The sequence below is a fragment of the Levilactobacillus huananensis genome, assembly GCF_003946145.1.
In the GTDB taxonomy this organism is placed as follows: domain Bacteria; phylum Bacillota; class Bacilli; order Lactobacillales; family Lactobacillaceae; genus Levilactobacillus; species Levilactobacillus huananensis.
The window spans coordinates 26,552-42,128 of record NZ_RHOC01000012.1 but is presented as its reverse complement, the minus strand read 5'-3'; the positions used below and the strand labels follow the sequence as shown (position 1 = coordinate 42,128).

16 protein-coding genes are annotated in these 15,577 nt (G+C 49.6%); 9 read left to right on the top strand and 7 right to left on the bottom strand.

What is annotated here, in order from left to right:
* Nucleotides 1-110: 110 nt before the first annotated feature.
* From EKM71_RS09215 to EKM71_RS09205, 3 genes are all read left to right on the top strand, one after another.
* A complete protein-coding gene (locus EKM71_RS09215; RefSeq protein ID WP_125574322.1) occupies nucleotides 111-362 on the top strand; it encodes a type II toxin-antitoxin system Phd/YefM family antitoxin in 252 nt (83 codons plus the stop codon).
* Between the two features lie 398 nt (nucleotides 363-760).
* Complete coding sequence (locus tag EKM71_RS09210; protein WP_125574321.1) at nucleotides 761-1,279, top strand: MarR family winged helix-turn-helix transcriptional regulator; 519 nt, start codon at nucleotides 761-763, stop codon at nucleotides 1,277-1,279.
* Nucleotides 1,280-1,304: 25 nt separating this feature from the next.
* Nucleotides 1,305-3,074, top strand: a complete 1,770-nt coding sequence (locus EKM71_RS09205) for an ABC transporter ATP-binding protein (protein WP_125574320.1) — start codon at nucleotides 1,305-1,307, stop codon at nucleotides 3,072-3,074.
* Between the two features lie 132 nt (nucleotides 3,075-3,206).
* On the opposite strand, the gene EKM71_RS09200 is transcribed toward EKM71_RS09205, so the two are convergent.
* Both EKM71_RS09200 and EKM71_RS09195 read right to left on the bottom strand, forming a co-directional pair.
* Entirely contained in the window at nucleotides 3,207-4,964 is a 1,758-nt protein-coding gene (locus EKM71_RS09200; protein WP_125574319.1) for a phosphatase PAP2 family protein, read from the bottom strand.
* A gap of 227 nt (nucleotides 4,965-5,191) precedes the next feature.
* Nucleotides 5,192-5,506 (bottom strand): winged helix-turn-helix transcriptional regulator, encoded by a 315-nt coding sequence (locus tag EKM71_RS09195; protein WP_125574318.1) that lies wholly within the window; start codon nucleotides 5,504-5,506, stop codon nucleotides 5,192-5,194.
* Between the two features lie 215 nt (nucleotides 5,507-5,721).
* Between EKM71_RS09195 and pcp the strand changes: the two genes are divergently transcribed.
* Entirely contained in the window at nucleotides 5,722-6,357 is a 636-nt protein-coding gene (gene pcp / locus EKM71_RS09190; protein WP_125574317.1) for a pyroglutamyl-peptidase I, read from the top strand.
* Nucleotides 6,358-6,532: 175 nt separating this feature from the next.
* Nucleotides 6,533-7,183: an MIP/aquaporin family protein gene (locus tag EKM71_RS09185; protein WP_125574316.1), complete on the top strand. Its 651-nt coding sequence runs from the start codon at nucleotides 6,533-6,535 to the stop codon at nucleotides 7,181-7,183.
* 246 nt (nucleotides 7,184-7,429) lie between these two features.
* Here the strand turns inward: EKM71_RS09185 and EKM71_RS09180 are convergent, their stop codons facing one another.
* Both EKM71_RS09180 and EKM71_RS09175 read right to left on the bottom strand, forming a co-directional pair.
* Nucleotides 7,430-7,771 (bottom strand): iron chaperone, encoded by a 342-nt coding sequence (locus EKM71_RS09180; protein WP_125574315.1) that lies wholly within the window; start codon nucleotides 7,769-7,771, stop codon nucleotides 7,430-7,432.
* A gap of 16 nt (nucleotides 7,772-7,787) precedes the next feature.
* Nucleotides 7,788-8,735: a DNA adenine methylase gene (locus tag EKM71_RS09175; RefSeq protein WP_164504771.1), complete on the bottom strand. Its 948-nt coding sequence runs from the start codon at nucleotides 8,733-8,735 to the stop codon at nucleotides 7,788-7,790.
* A gap of 155 nt (nucleotides 8,736-8,890) precedes the next feature.
* On the opposite strand from EKM71_RS09175, the gene EKM71_RS09170 reads away from it, so the two are divergent.
* The gene (locus tag EKM71_RS09170) at nucleotides 8,891-10,168 is read left to right on the top strand and encodes a type II restriction enzyme (protein ID WP_125574313.1); all 1,278 of its coding nucleotides are present in this window, start codon (nucleotides 8,891-8,893) and stop codon (nucleotides 10,166-10,168) included.
* A 170-nt stretch (nucleotides 10,169-10,338) separates the two neighbouring features.
* Here the strand turns inward: EKM71_RS09170 and EKM71_RS09165 are convergent, their stop codons facing one another.
* On the bottom strand, nucleotides 10,339-11,784 hold the full coding sequence (locus tag EKM71_RS09165) for an APC family permease (RefSeq protein WP_125574312.1): 1,446 nt from the start codon (nucleotides 11,782-11,784) through the stop codon (nucleotides 10,339-10,341).
* Between the two features lie 241 nt (nucleotides 11,785-12,025).
* On the opposite strand from EKM71_RS09165, the gene EKM71_RS09160 reads away from it, so the two are divergent.
* The 3 genes from EKM71_RS09160 to EKM71_RS09150 all read left to right on the top strand — a co-directional run bounded on the left by EKM71_RS09160 (nucleotide 12,026) and on the right by EKM71_RS09150 (nucleotide 14,387).
* Nucleotides 12,026-13,420, top strand: coding sequence for a subtype B tannase (locus EKM71_RS09160; RefSeq protein WP_125574311.1), 1,395 nt, complete (start codon nucleotides 12,026-12,028; stop codon nucleotides 13,418-13,420).
* Between the two features lie 153 nt (nucleotides 13,421-13,573).
* Nucleotides 13,574-13,894, top strand: coding sequence for a thioredoxin family protein (locus tag EKM71_RS09155; protein WP_125574310.1), 321 nt, complete (start codon nucleotides 13,574-13,576; stop codon nucleotides 13,892-13,894).
* A gap of 127 nt (nucleotides 13,895-14,021) precedes the next feature.
* Nucleotides 14,022-14,387: a hypothetical protein gene (locus EKM71_RS09150; protein WP_125574309.1), complete on the top strand. Its 366-nt coding sequence runs from the start codon at nucleotides 14,022-14,024 to the stop codon at nucleotides 14,385-14,387.
* A gap of 92 nt (nucleotides 14,388-14,479) precedes the next feature.
* Here EKM71_RS09150 and EKM71_RS09145 read toward each other — a convergent pair whose 3' ends face one another.
* Nucleotides 14,480-15,097, bottom strand: coding sequence for a sugar O-acetyltransferase (locus EKM71_RS09145; protein ID WP_125574308.1), 618 nt, complete (start codon nucleotides 15,095-15,097; stop codon nucleotides 14,480-14,482).
* 11 nt (nucleotides 15,098-15,108) lie between these two features.
* The gene (locus tag EKM71_RS09140) at nucleotides 15,109-15,519 is read right to left on the bottom strand and encodes a peptide deformylase (protein WP_125574307.1); all 411 of its coding nucleotides are present in this window, start codon (nucleotides 15,517-15,519) and stop codon (nucleotides 15,109-15,111) included.
* Nucleotides 15,520-15,577 lie beyond the last annotated feature (58 nt).

Below are 15,577 nucleotides of genomic sequence, written 5' to 3'. Positions count from 1 at the left end.
GGGTTACGCGGCTGAATAACCCAATTCGAATTGGGTGGCAAAAAAATTCTGAATTCGCTTTCCATCGTAGATGGTCTGTGGTATAGTGACCCAAAAGGTGGCGATGCAACATGATGAGAATTTCGAGACCTACAATGAGTCTACACGATCGGTTTCAACGGGTGATCAATACGTTAATGGATGGTCAACCGCTCGTATTTACCAAGAATGGTTCTGCAAAGTGTGTGATGGTACAATTGGATAGCTGGGACGGTGCTTCTAAACGTTCCCACTCGGTCTCGAACAGTGCTTCGCAAGTGACGACACAAGTCGCCACTACGGAACAGCATGATAATCTCAAGTGGCGCAGAACGCATGGCTGACTGACTAAGAGTTTGGCGACTGGCGTTGTATCCCAAGCAGCTTAGATTAAATTTATGAAAATAAGTATCGACTAGATCTCTTCAGGGATCTAGTCGATTTTTTGTCTAATTGTCAATTTTATGCGAAAAAAAGTGGTCTAATTTCGTTAGTCAGTGTATCGGGCGTTTTTTGATTGGTGAGACTTTACGGTTTTGGGGGATCTTCTGAATGGCTAAATAGGTGTCTAAGCGGTTTTTTTGAGAAATTTTAACGTTAAGAAGCATTGCTAATAGAGGGGTTACGCGACTTTGTACTATCCGAAGTAAAAATAATTAGTTAGTTTTTAGTTAGTTTTAGTTTACAAAAGCTAACCATCGTGCTAATCTTATTCCATCAAGAAAACAGGGAGGAATTTGAGATGACAGACGAGAGTCGCGATTTACTTCAGAGCTTTGGAAAACTGATGACAAACCGCATGTTCTTAATAGCGGTAGGTCCACATCCTGGAATGGGTGGTCCTGGTGGCCGGGGAGGTCACCGTGGCCAAGGTCGTTTGTTAAAGATTTTGGCGCAATCGCCAGAGGGTTTGACTAATGCGGAGATTGCCGAAATCTTGGACATTCGTCCCAGTTCGGTCAGCGCCACGATCAGTCGATTGGTGGACGCTGGATTTGTTGAACGCGTCCCTAGTGCCACGGATAAGCGGGCAGTGATTGTTCGGTTGAGTGACCACGGACGGGATCTATTTGCGCAGTACGATCAACGTAGTCGCGAGGTCGCCGATCGGCTATTCGGTGGCTTGACGCCGGCTGAACAGACCCAACTTGAAGAGCTATTGACGAAGTTGAATCACCAGGTCGCTGATCTGGATTGGGATGACTTCATGCAACGCGGACACGGCTGGCCCCACCATGGGATGGGTCGTCCCCGCTTCTAATTTTGATTCACCGGAGGCATAAGAGATGGAACATAGATTAGCAACACCGCGGACCGCTGGGAAACGGCGCGCAGAAAAATTTGATTTTAAAGGCTTCTTGGCATTGATTCGCCAAACCAAGCCGAAGTATTGGCAACTGTGGGTTGGACTATTTCTAGGGATGCTGGCGACCGGTGCACAACTGGCCGTGCCGAAGCTAGCACAGTCTTTGATTAACGGCCTGGGACACGCAATGAATCAGCCCCTGTTGATGACGGTTATCGCTTTATTTATCGTGAGTGCCCTAGTTAGTGCCGGATCCGGGGCTTTACTAGGATTTTTCGGTGAAAATGTGGTGGCCCGTCTGCGGGAAACACTGTGGCAGAAGTTAATCCGGTTACGCGTGAGTTATTTTGATAACGTGAAGACTGGTGAGATGACTTCCCGGTTAGTCAACGACACGATGCAGATCAAGGATCTGCTGGCCAACTCATTTCCACAGATGGTTACGTCACTGCTCCAGCTAGTGGGGGCGCTGGTCATCATGCTCTTAATGGACTGGCGAATGACGATGATCATGTTTGTCGCGGTACCGCTGGTGATGTTAGTCATGTTTCCAATCATGGTTAAGTCCCGAAAGATTGGTCGGCAACGGCAAGATGCCATGGCGACTTTCAGTGGGCAGACTGATGAAACGTTAAGTGAGATTCGGTTGGTGAAATCATCCAATGCGGAGCATTATGAGACACAAACGGGTTCAGCTCAAATTCAAGATTTATATCACATTGGGCTCAAGGAAGCCATCTATGACTCTATTGCCGGTCCAGCTATGACGGCGAGCATGTTGGCCGTCTTCGTGGGGGTCTTGGCGTACGCTGCCGTGCGCGTTTCTGCTGGTACCATGAGCTTAGGGATGATGTTCTCATTTCTGATGTATCTGTTTCAAATCATCGGACCTGCTGGAACCTTGGCTCGATTCTTCACCGACACGGCGAAGGCGAGTGGGTCAACAGCACGCGTTCGTGAACTGTTGGCAGAACCGGAAGAACGATTGGCGCAAGGGCCAACCCAATCCGTTACTGATCAGGCCTTAGCCATGGAACATGTGGACTTCGCCTATGAGGATGATGGGCAACCGGTTCTTCATGACGTGAACTTCACCGCAGAACCTAATACAGTGGTCGCGTTCGCTGGACCTTCCGGTGGTGGTAAATCCACGATCTTTGGCCTTATCGAGCGTTACTATCGGCCCCAGAGTGGGCGGGTAACGATTGGTGGCGAGGATGTTAACGACTTTAACCTCAGCGATTGGCGGTCACAGATTGGCTATGTAAGCCAAGATTCCGCAATTATGGCAGGAACCATCCGACACAACCTCACCTACGGCGCTAACCGCAGCTATTCAGATGATGAGTTGTGGCGCGTTTTGAAGTTAGCGTCAGCCGATGAGTTTGTTCACAACATGTCCGCTGGCTTGGATACCCAGGTTGGTGAACGTGGAGTCAAGGTTAGTGGAGGACAACGGCAACGTTTGGCGATCGCCCGCGCCTTTCTCCGTGACCCTAAGATTCTCCTCTTGGATGAAGCGACCGCCAGTCTGGACTCCGAGTCCGAAGCCATGGTTCAACAAGCGCTCGGTGAGTTGATGAAGGGGCGGACAACCTTAATTATCGCGCATCGATTGAGCACCATCGTGGATGCCGACAACATTTACTTCATCGAGAATGGTCATGTTAGTGGCAATGGAACTCACCAAGAATTGATGGCCAAATTGCCGCTGTACCGCGACTACGTCAAAATTCAATTCAAGGCATAGTCGTGTCGACTAGGTCAGCCTCACCATTTATACGGAATGAAATTCTTAGCGGCGGTTATCCTCACAATCGTATAAGTACACGAAAAGGGCTGGAATCAGTAATTGATTCCAGCCCTTTTCTAGGCATTACGGTTACTTAGCTAACTTAAGTGCATGTTTTGTGTAAACAACGTGCCAACCCTTAGGCAGGCCAGAAACGTGACGGAACTTGCCGCTGTGTTTCTTGTAAGTGATTAATTTAGCGCCCTTCTTCAAGTCACCCTTAGTTAACTTCAGGGTACCGTTGAATTTGGCGTTTTTCTTAACCGTCAGGTGACCAGCACGGCTCATTGTCAGCTTACCAGCCTTGGCGGTCTCAAATTGGCCCTTGACGGCAACCGTCTTGGCAGAAAGGGTGATCGTCCCCTTCTTGAGTTGCACGTTACCAGTCCCAAAGGCAGACTTGTTTGCGAGTTGAAGTGTCCCACCTTGAACGACAGTCCCACCGGTGTAACGGTTGGCACCGCTCAGTGTCAGGGCACCAGTTCCGGCCTTAGTGAATTTACCGGTACCGGTGATCTTGTTACGCCAGTTGTCTTTGGCGTTGAAGCCACCCTTCTTAGCATCCATGGTGACCTTGGTGTTGGTGAGGAAGGCCCCGTAACCATTGGCTGCGGAGAAGAGGTCGATTCGACCCCAGCCTTCGGCGTCGTCCATTACAGGGTAGCCAGAAGGCATTCCAGTCGTGAAGATAACAGCGCGACGTTGGTTGGCACTTAGGTAAGGTAGACGGCTACCCAGAAGCGCTTCAGCCCCCTTAGGAACGCGCATTTCTTGGTGGGTGTCACCAGTTTGGTCAAAGCCGTAAGTCATCCGGTAACGGTAGGCGGCACGGTTGGTTTCATAGTTACCGTAATCGTCATGAACGGAAGTGTCTTTGCTCCCTAATAAGGCACTGGAATGTGCGACTTCTAAGGCATCCTTCATGAGGGATTGGTTGTTGTGGTCGTAAAGTGTCGCAGCGGTCATGGCTGATCCAACCATTCGGCCACCCATGACGGCGAGTGGTGAGTGACGGCCGGCGATTACACGATCGTAACCCACTTCGGAAGAACGCGTGGCGAGTTCTTGGAAGCGTTCTGGGAAGGCGTAGGCTAGGGACAGACCACTTTCAAAACCACCGGTGGTATGGCCACTTGGGAAGTCGTAGGAATCCTTTGCAGCAGTTGCCATAATGTTCTTTAAAGCAGGTAAGGGCAAAACTGAAGGACTGATCCGGTATGGTCGGACGAAGTCGTAGTAATGCTTCACAGTGTTAGTGCCAGAGTAAGGCATTTGCTTGGTGAGGTTTACCAGTTGAACGACGGGACCTAACGTCGATGTGGCAGATGCCCATTCAACGTGTTTCTTCTTGAAATTTGAAGGAAGTGGATCGCTAGGCATCGAATCTGTTTCGGTTTGTGCGTTAGCATTGCGGATGAATGCTGGGGCGTAAGGCCCAAGGGCTTGGATGACGGCATAACGGTTATCCCGTTGGTCAGTCAGAAATGACCGTTCGGCATCAACAGCGGTCCGGTTGCGGGTAATCGCTGCAGATTTCTCGATGTTGAGGTCGAGTAAGGGCTTGTTGAGAGGTTCTTGATTGTGGGTCCAATATGTAGAAAATTCGTCAACCAGGCCAATTACGGGATTGGTCGTGGGTGTGGTGAACTTGTCGGTGTTTTGTTGGTACGTGTCGACAAAGTAGCCGTACCCAGCCTTGTGTGGAGCTAGAAGCTTGGCGAGGTCAGGTTGCTTAGCCTTGTGGCTGGCGTGAGCCGTGGTCACGGTTGTAACCAGGGGTAAGGTGACAGCAACTAGAGAAAGTGCTGTGGCCGCTTTACGGGCCCAATGATGATGTCTGTTTTTCATGAAAATACCTACCTTTCAAAGTTGAGGTGCGTTTTCATAGCTGTTACATGACTATCATAAGAGAGTTTAATCCCTTTGTCAGCAGACTTAGGCAAAGCAATACGAAATCCATACCAAACTATTACGTTCCGTTTTATTTCTCAATATTCATCATTTAAAAGCTAATAAAAAGGGCAGTTTACGATGATTGTAATAAAAAAGAGCTTTCCTGGGAAGGCTCTAAAAGGTTAGATTGCTAAATTATTAGTTAACGCATGGTTTCCCCAAGATTCGAAGTCACGAAGAATACGGTGAAACATGAGCCCATTGTCGGTGAGTTGGTAACTGTAATTGTCGTCCTCGAAGGCATCGACGAGGCCCCAGTCTTCCAGCTTGTGGAGGGTGGTAAAGAGGTTAAATGTGGAGATGCCACGGATTGCTTGGCGCAGGTCCATGAATTCAGTGGGATCTTCAGTGAGTTGATAAAGGACGAGCGCGTACCAACGGTGATGCAAAATTTCGACACCGAGTTCGGAGCCGAGGTTGAGTTGCGTTAAGGGCATGAGTTAATTGCCGCCTTTCTATTGGTTAGAGTTGTCAGTGTAAAAGAGACGAGACGTATGTATGTCACATGCAAAGAGACTCATCATAGCATGTGGTGGGGATACTGTCCAGAAATGCCTTTTTTCAGCCTGTCTGTGTCGCCATAGATTATGGGGTGTCTAGAACTGAGATTGGCGTATAATGAACCTAATTTTATGTCGAGGAGGTTGGGATTATGAAAATTTTGGTTACAGGCTTCGATCCCTTTGGTGGGGAGACCACTAATCCAGCGATGGAAGCGGTCAAGCGGCTACCAGCTACGATTTCTGGTGCTCAGGTGATACCGTTGGTGGTGCCAACTGAATTCAAACGTTGTGCGACGGTCGTGCGATCAGCCATTGAAGCAGACCATCCCGATGTGGTACTCAGTATAGGTCAGGCTGGCGGTCGGTTTGGGTTAACGCCTGAACGAGTGGCGATCAATCTTGCCGACGGTCGCATCGCAGACAATGCGGGGGTCCAACCAACAGGCGACCTGATTGAAGCGACGGGGGCTGCGGCTTACTTCACACAATTACCGGTGAAAGCCATGGTTCAAGCTATTCGGGCGGCAGGGATTCCGTCTCTGCTCTCCACGACTGCTGGAACCTATGTCTGCAATGACCTGATGTATCGCGTTCAGTATCTGCGGGCAACTGAATTTCCAAAGTTACGGGCGGGATTTCTACATATTCCATTTTTACCTAGCCAGGTGGTCACAAAGCCTGGTCAGCCATCATTAGCCTTGGACGATGACGTCAGAGGGATTACGGCGGCCATTACCGCAATTGTCACGACGCCCGTTGAGCGCCAGTCAGACGCTCTAGCTTAGACGGTGAGTGAACTTGATCAAAATCGGTAAGAGGTCACAAAGCTTTATCCGACGGGCTTCTCACCTGGAAAGACGTCAGGGCCCGTTTATAAATTTCATCATAATTAATCCCAGACGCGTTGGATTATTCTATAATAGGATTTGTATAATAGCGAAATTGATGGGAGGACTTATGATGCGAAAATATGCAGCGGAATTTATGGGCACCTTCATGTTGGTGTTCTTGGGGACCGGAGCAGTCACGGTGGCCGCGGGGAATACCCTGACAATTGGGTTAGCTTTCGGGTTAGCGATTACGATTTCAGCTTATGCCTTCGGTGGCATTTCAGGTGGTCACTTCAACCCGGCTGTCACAACAGCTATGTTGATTAACCGTCGGATTGATGGCCGTGATGCCGCGGGTTACATGGTGGCACAATTCTTAGGTGCGACAGTAGCTTCGGCCTGCATCCGACTCTTTGTAGGCGGCTTGGGCTTAGCGACGACGCAATTAGGTCAGACGGACTTTCCAAAGATTTCAACGGGGCTAGCCTTTGTCGTTGAGACCTTGGTAACGTTCCTTTTCTTAATGGTGATCTTAAATGTTACCAGCGATCGCCATGGTAACGGTGACTTTGCCGGCCTGACGATCGGGATTACCTTAGCTTTTCTGATCATTGTCGCTTTGAACCTGACTGGCGGTTCTTTGAACCCAGCACGGTCATTTGGGCCAGCCATCTTTGCTGGTGGCAGTGCCTTGTCACACTTGTGGCTTTACATTGTGGCCCCTGAAGTTGGGGCGATTCTGGCAGCCTTTGCAGCTCGGTTAATGGGTAGCGAAGACTAAACGGGTTCTGAATACAGGCCAATCAGACCATTGACAGCGTCTCCGAGCTAATAGTTGCGTTCGGTTTTCAGTTATTAGGTTTCGCAATTATAGTCAATTTGAATTTAGGTGACAAATAAAAGGATGTCGACCAATTATCTCAGGATAGGTGGTCGACATCTTTTTAATCTGTTGAGAATGGCCGCGTTCAAAGAAAACACGGTTGCAGTGGTCTGACAGTCTTAGTCGCAGGCGGAAAGTTACAATCTACCCCGCGATTTCGGCCAATCGAAATTTCACCATTTTAGTAATCAGTTCGACCGGCAGCGGCTGGTCGTAAGCAAATTGGACTGCCCCCTTGGAATACTTATAGCGTCCCAGCAAATCGTCCTCAAATGCTGTGATGGGACCAGATGTGGGGTAGAATCCCAGATGATGTTTCATGGCAGCAAAGTAAACGACAGGTTTGCCCAATACGAATGCTGGCATCCCATAACTGAATTTTTCAGTGGCATCGGGTAATAATTCTTTGAGGAGCTGATACATTGCCGTGAGCTGTGGTTGGGTCTCACTTGGTGCTTGGTCAATATAAGCCGTGATGAGGGTCATACAAAGTCCTCCAGTCCTAGTGAACGATCAGCAGTTCAGAAACATTCCCACGTCCCTTGCTGCGCGCCGAAATCATACGGGCCGCTGTGAGACGATTAATCGTGAAATCTTGGTAGAGTGTCTCAAAAAAATCATCGGTTGGATCGCTTTGATGCGGATCCGAGTTGCTCAGGGCAAAGTGGGCGCCGGCCTTAGCCAACTCATGGGTATAGTTGGCCAGGGTCACCTGGGCATCGTCGTTGAAGCTGGATTTCGTGTAGCTGGTAAAGCTAGCCGAATCCGTGAGGGGCCGATATGGCGGGTCAAAATAGAAAAAGGTGCGATCACTAGCAAACTGTTGGGACTGGTGGTAGTCACCTTGTAGAATTGTCGTATTCTGTAAGAGATTGCTGAAGTTTTGGAGATTGGTCTTGTCGACCAATGAAACGGTTTTTCGGCGGCCGAAGGGCACGTTAAAGGTTCCCTTGGCGTTGACCCGGTAGAGACCGTTAAAGTCAGTCTTGTTGAGAAAAACGAACAGGGCGGCTTGGCGAACCGGTGTGGGAATCTCCGTGACGGCTTCGTTCGTAACCGACTGGGTAATGCCATTGTTAAAGGTTGTCCGCATGTCGTAGAAGTAGGCCTTTTTGGCGACAAAATCATCCTCTTCGGAGAGAGCGTTGTATGCTGTCTCGAGTGCGCCGAGTTCCGTGATGAGGTCGGCCAGGTGGTCTCTGACCTGAACGTAGAGATTGATGAGTTCTGCGTTGACGTCCATGATAACTTGATGTTTGAAGCGATAGCGCGTTGCCAAGTAGAGAAAGAAAGCTGCCCCTCCGGCAAAGGGTTCGACATAGGTGTCGATATTTTCAAAGGCAACCTGTTGGGTGGTGAGGGCCTCGATGGTGGGCGCTAAGCGTTTCTTACCGCCCGCCCACTTGATGATTGGCGTGATTTGAACTGGATTTACGATTTTTTCGGCCATGTGGTCAGGTCCTTCCATAACTTGTCTTGAGGCATATTGTCTCAAGTATAAAGAAAACGCCCTTAAAAAACCAATACTATTTATGCAAAATAGGCGCAACGGTCGGGGATTTGCTAAAATGGACTTAGTTTAGCATCGAGAGGGGAAGGACCACAATGGCTAAGGAGAATATTCGAGATCGCGTCTGGGAGCAATTATTCGCCAAGTATGATATTTTAGGGGCCATCGAGCGTGAGGGGATTTTTGAGATCACCGCAAATCAGATCAAGGCATTCTATGAACCGCGGTTGGTGACTAAGTATGACTGGTCGAGTAGTTTACCCCAGATCTTTCAGGCCCATAAATTAGCCATTCTGCCGGATAGTCGGGGGACCTATAAGATTGGGCCGTTCAAGGCCTACCAACCGTTGGTCCACCGAGAGTTGCGACCAATTCTGAAACAATTACCCGACTTCGTCCACTCGTTTGACCACTTTCCGATCACTTCGGAAAGTATGGCGTTGAATGTAGCACAGGCATCGGGGATGATTGACGACGTACTCGGCCGCCAGCCGGGAGAGCCCGCGGCGGTAGACACCCTGACTGGACGGGTCAAGAGTGGTCATCTAACCTATCAAATTGCGACGACCAAGGGCCAGCAGTTTGACTTTGCAGTTGCAAACAGTCAGGTGGAAATTGATGCTGGCTATGAGAATCAAGATAAATTGGCGGTCATTGAGGCTAAACGCAAGTTGCCGCAGGACTTCATGATTCGCCAGTTGTATTATCCATATCGACTCTATCAGAGTTTACAAACGGGTAAGACAGTCGTCCCGATCTACTTTACCTATGTGGATCAGGTCTATGCCTTCCATATCTATGAATTCACGGATCCCATGAACTACTCGAGTATTCACGAGGTACGCCAGATGAACTTTGTCCTGAATACGACCTGGGGAACGCCAGTGGCCGTGGCACGGGAGATTGCGGCACAGAGTCCAAATGAACCCGAGCAAGGTATTTATCCGCAAGCAAACAGTTTTAGTCGAGTCTTGGGCAGTCTGGCAAGTCTCGAAGATCCACTGACTGGATCGGATTTGGCTGCTGAATTGGGCTTAAATACACGCCAGGGGGATTACTATGGGAACGCCCTTGTGTATCTGGGACTGGCCAAGAAAGTTGCCCGTAAATTCACGCTAACTGAGCTCGGCCAGCGTATACGGACATTGCCCAATGGGGATCAACGCAACCAATTACTCTTGAAACAATTGTTGGCCCATCGCACGTTTAAACTGATCTTTGAGGCGACGATGGTCAATAACCAACGGCTCGATTTAGATGAGATTCGGCGAGTGATGCAGGCCAATATTCCAGATCTCAATGCCACCACTATTAATCGGCGAGTCAGCACTGTGCGGGCTTGGATGACATGGGTTCTAAGTATTTTACGGTAGCGTCAATGGTTTACCTACGGCTGCCAGGGTTTAGTCGTTTTTAACGTCTTCCGCACCAAAACGGTAGTCATTATCTGACAATCATCAGATAGCGGCTACCGTTTCTGCGTCGTTTATCAAAATTTTTAGTTTATAGGGTTGGAATTAATAATTTATAGGTCTGGATAAAGTCAGGCGTTTTTCTTCTTATCTTGTCGCTTAACCGCTGCCAAGCGCTGATATTCCTTGTCGCCCAACAAGTGATGTAAGGCAGTATCATTGTCTTGATGTTCCGATCGACCTAACCAATAGAAAAGTAAGCCAAGGCCGATCCAGACGGCTAACATGATGTATTCCGTTGGCCAGGCCAGAGCGACCGGCGACTTGGGATACAGCGTGCCAATGGCAATGACTACTGCGAGGAAGCCACCGAGCATGCTAGGCCACAAGCGGCGCAGACGAAAGCCGCCGTTGAGGTCCGGATAGTCGCGACGGATACGCCATAGCGACATTGCCGTGATGGCCCAAGCCATAGCCACGAAGAAGCCGCCGAGGTCGAGAAAGTAGGTCATGGCCCCCTTGCCGAGCCAACCAAAGCCGATGGCAAAGAGGAGCACGAGAATTGTGGCGTTGACAGGTGTTCCACGTTTTTCGCTCAAGCTTGCAAACCGTGGTGGCAAGAGGCCAGCGCGAGCTAGTGACAAGATTAGTCGGGGAGCCGCGGTAAAAAGACCAATGAAGCTGGTAAAGAGTCCTAGAAAGGCAATGAGGAAGGCGGCTTGACCCAGCAGCGGGAAGCCGGCCTTCGTAAAGGCAGTAATTGACCCCATATCAAAGGTCGCTGTCTTTTGCCAAGGATAAACCCAGGCACTGGCGAGGAGCACGATGATGTAGTAGCTGGCGGCAAGAACAATGGCCCCAACGACAGCCTTTCCAATTTTGGCTGGCGGCATGTCGGCTTCCTCGGCGAGAATGGTGACGACCTCCCAACCGGTTAAGAAGGTCATGGCGGGCAACACGAACCGGACGATATTCAACAGGGGATCACTACCCGTGGAGAAAGCCGGCCAGAAGTTTTTCGGACTTCCTTGAGAGAAGCCGGTTACGATGAGGGCGCCACCTAAGATAACAAGGCCGCCAAACAATACGGCTTGGACGCCGGCAGTGAGGCGGGTTCCACGGATATTAAGCGCAAAGATAAAGAGGGTGAAAGCCACTCCAATTGCGAGTTCCATGAGTGAAACGTGGGCGCCTGCAATCGTGTAGCCTGGTCCATGGCTGATTTGGGGCCAAATAGTGGCCAAGAGCATGCTACTAGCGGTGACGTAAAATGACAGGGCACTCAGATAGGCACCGAGAATCGCCCAACCGGTGGCAAAGCCCCAGCGTTTGCCAAAGGCCAGGTAACTGTAAACAACGGGGCCGCCACTTCTTGGAAAGATTGAGGAGAGTTCTGCGAAGGCTAGCGAGGCCAGGACGGTGATTGCCATGGCCAGAACGAAGCCAAAGATTTCGCCTCCGGCACCGTACTTAGAGAAGAAGATCCCATTGGTATAAATCCAGCTACTTCCGATGACACTTGAGGCGCCCAGGATCAGGAGGCGGGGAAATGAAATGTGGCGGGTTAAATTCTGCATGGGTATGACTCGCTTTCGTGAAACAGATTTGCGACGACTTGTGAAATTATCAGACTCATTCTACTTAATGATAGCGTTTGCAACAACGAAAACGACTCTGAAAATTCACAAACGGCTAGGGGGCGATCCATTCATGGCCAACATCACTAACGTTGGGTGATGTTGCCTCGCCAAATTGATTGCCCTAGCCCATTATTTCTATTATGGTTAGGGTAAACATGTATGGAATGGAGGAGTGGCAATGGTACCCTTACGGTTTAACGAAAAGAAATTTGAACGCCAAACGGTGGTTGTGAATGGCAAGCGGATCACATACCGGGCATTTTTAGATCTGGACTATCTGATGATGCCTGTCGCCGAGGAGCAGCAACTCAATGTTTTTGTTCCGGAACCTTATTTTAATCAGGGAAAGGTTAACCGTTACAGCCGAGTCACGGCGCCAATCTTTATGCCCAATACCATTGGGGGGTATCTACCTGGTCCTCGCGATTACCCAGGTAACCCGGCGCCATATAGCCGCGGAGCGACAATTCTACAAGCATTGGCGCGAGGATACGTTGTGGTTTCAGCTGGTGTTCGGGGCCGAACGACGCAGAATGGGGGTGAATTCGTTGGCAAAGCGCCAGCCTTTATCGTTGATTTAAAGGCGGCCATTCGCTATGTCAAGTTCAATGCTGGCTGGATCCCCGGCGATACTGAAAGGATTATCACAAACGGAACGAGTGCGGGTGGTGCCGCATCAGCATTGGCGGGGGCCAGTGGCAATGCCGACTTTTTTACCATGCGATTGACAGAGTTGGGCGCGGCTCCGGCGACCGACGATATATTTGCCGTTTCGGCCTACTGCCCGATTCATAATTTAGAACATGCCGATGCCGCCTATGAGTGGCAGTTCAACGGACTGAATACCTGGCATAATCAGCAGTTCTCCCGGGTAGGAAATCAGCTGCAAGTTGAGCCGATAGCTGGCAAGCTTTCCGCCAAAGAACAGGCATTGTCGACGCAGTTAAAGGCGGCCTTTCCGACCTATGTCAATTCACTTCATTTACGAAATGACCAGGAGGCCCCTTTGACGCTAGATGATCAGGGACAAGGGCCCTTTCAACAGGCGATTGTTAATGAACTTAAATGGTCGGCCCAGCAGGTATTAGATGCTGGAGGAGATGTGGCTGGCCAACGTGGACTTACGATTCAGGCGGGACACGTGACGCGGTTAGATTGGGCACAATACCTCAGGGGGCTTACACGTATGAAGGCGGTCCCAGCATTTGATACTTTGGATCTCAGCAGTGCGGAGACCCAACTGTTTGGAAATCGACTACTGGCAGCCAGACACTTCACGTCATTTGCTCAAAAACGCAGTAACGTTCCAGCACAACAGGCGGATCCGGATCTTGTGACTGCCATCAATCCAGTGAGTTATTTGGGCACAAACCAAAGTCAGGTTGCCCAATACTGGCGGATTCGTCACGGGGCAGCTGATCGCGACACCTCGTTTGCCATTCCCTTCATTCTGGCGACGTTACTTAAAAATCAAGGACGCGATGTCGACTTGGCATTTCCTTGGGGGCGGCCACACGACGGGGATTACGACCTACCAGAACTTTTTGATTGGATCGATCGAATTTGTCAGTAAAGGCAAAGAAGTTGCTTTATTATACCCAACGGGGTATATTTAAAACATCAAAGGCTACCATTTGATGTTTTACGGCGTTCACTAGAACGCGTGCTCTTAGCCGAGGCGTGGTGGCCCAATCAATCCCAATTGGGAAGCTAGAGGAGAATGACCATGATTAAAGAAATTCACGATCAGGACTTTGAAAAAGAAACGAGTACGGGTGTCACGGTAGTCGATTTTCGGGCCGACTGGTGTCCGCCTTGTAAGATGATGGATCCAATCTTGCAGAAGCTTTCCGAGAGTGAAGATTTTAAGGACAAGGTGACGTTTACGTCGATCAACATTGACCACGATAAGCAGGTTGCCAGTCAGTTCCAGGTTCAGGGAATTCCAACATTCTTAATCAAGAAGGATGGCCAGGTTATTAATCGGCTGGTCGGTGCCCGGCCAAAGCCCCTGTTTGAAGCGGCATTGAGAGAAGCTTTGGTTTAAAAACAAACAATATGACGACAGTAAAGCGGTTCAAATTACCATTGGGGGTAAGTTGAGCTGTTTTTGTTTACCTTTCAGTTCTGACCGTCTTACAGTACGGGTGACAGTAAAACGAGAGGTGAGAGCCATGCAGAAGATTTATCGATATGTCCCAATGTTGAGTGCGCTCACGAGTCTGTACTTTCTATGGTTGATGTCGATGATACCAACCACAACGGCGCTTGATCTGGAGTTGACGTGGCGGCCGCGAGACCTGTGGCTTGTCGCCGGTATCTTGGTCGTGATCGGGGGTACCGCATTAGCTAAGCATCGTCTAGCCAAAAAATGGGGGTTGGTCATCAATAGTTGCGTCGTGATTGGGATGGCCATCGACCTGTGGCAGACCCAGCGTTCACCTTTGATGGCGGATTTTTTATGGCTCTGGGCAATTTTGATGTTGCTAGATCTCGGATTGATCGTTTGGGACGGCTATTGGCTGTGGTCGCAACACTGAAAGCCGTGACAGCGATAAAAATTTGTGGGTAATAAAAAGGCTTTGCACGTTGGCAAGGCCTCTTTAAAGCATACTTCTAATGTTTAGATGAACTAGTATAGTTCAGCCTGGAGCTCACTGGCATCTTCCTCGGTGATGGTCCGCAAGACGTGACAAGGATTCCCGACAGCGAGTGAATTGTCAGGAATATCCCGAGTAACGACACTACCGGCGCCGATGACACAACCGTTCCCGATAGTAACGCCACCAATAACGGTGACGTTACTGCCGAACCAGCAGTTGTCACCAATGGTAATTGGGCGATCGTATTCGAGGTTGTACTTGCTACCGTCTGCGCGATACCGCGCGTTGCGATCCTGGTAGCGGAGGGGATGCATCGGGGTGACCAGTGTGACGTTGGGACCGAACCAGCAGCTATTGCCGATAGTGACGGGGCCACAGTCTAGCACTGTGAAATTGGCGTTAGCATAGAAATTCTCGCCAAAGGTCGTGTAACAGCCATAGTCAAAGAAGATTGGTCCTTGCAAATACATGCCAGGTTTTCGGTTGGGGAGCAACTTTTCCAAGATGGTTTCCCGTTTATCGGTTTCGTCATCGAAGGTTTGGCTGTATTCCTGGGAAAGATGGTGCGCATAGTGGAGTCGCGCGGTTAGTTTGGCATCGGTTGGGTCGTAAAGCTTGCCAGCCAACATTTTTTCTTCTTCAGTCATACTAGGGCCTCCTAGATCAAAATCCCATTACAGTGATCGACCTCATGTTGAATGGCTTGGGCGACAAGACCCGCGAAGACTTGTTCGTGAGGCTTGAAGTTCTGATCCAAGAAACGAACGGTAATCGCTTTATAGCGCTTTGTTGGCCGAGTCCCCTTAAGTGACAGGCAACCTTCTTCGGTCTTAAATTCTCCAGAAATCTTGATGATCTGGGGATTGAGCATGGCAATTGGAATCATTCCCAAGTTAATCACGATAATGCGCTTGTTGACACCAATCATGTTGGCAGCCATACCGATACCATTGACGCTATGGGCTTTCAAGGTGTCAAGTAGGTCAGTAACGACGGGACCATCGAGTTCGGTAGCGGGAGTGGATCGTGTTTGTAATCGAGCTGGATCGTGAACTAAATTTCTAATCATGAGAATTCCTCCAAAAATTTTTGAGTGTCGTGGTGGTATTGAAGTTACGGGTACTGAT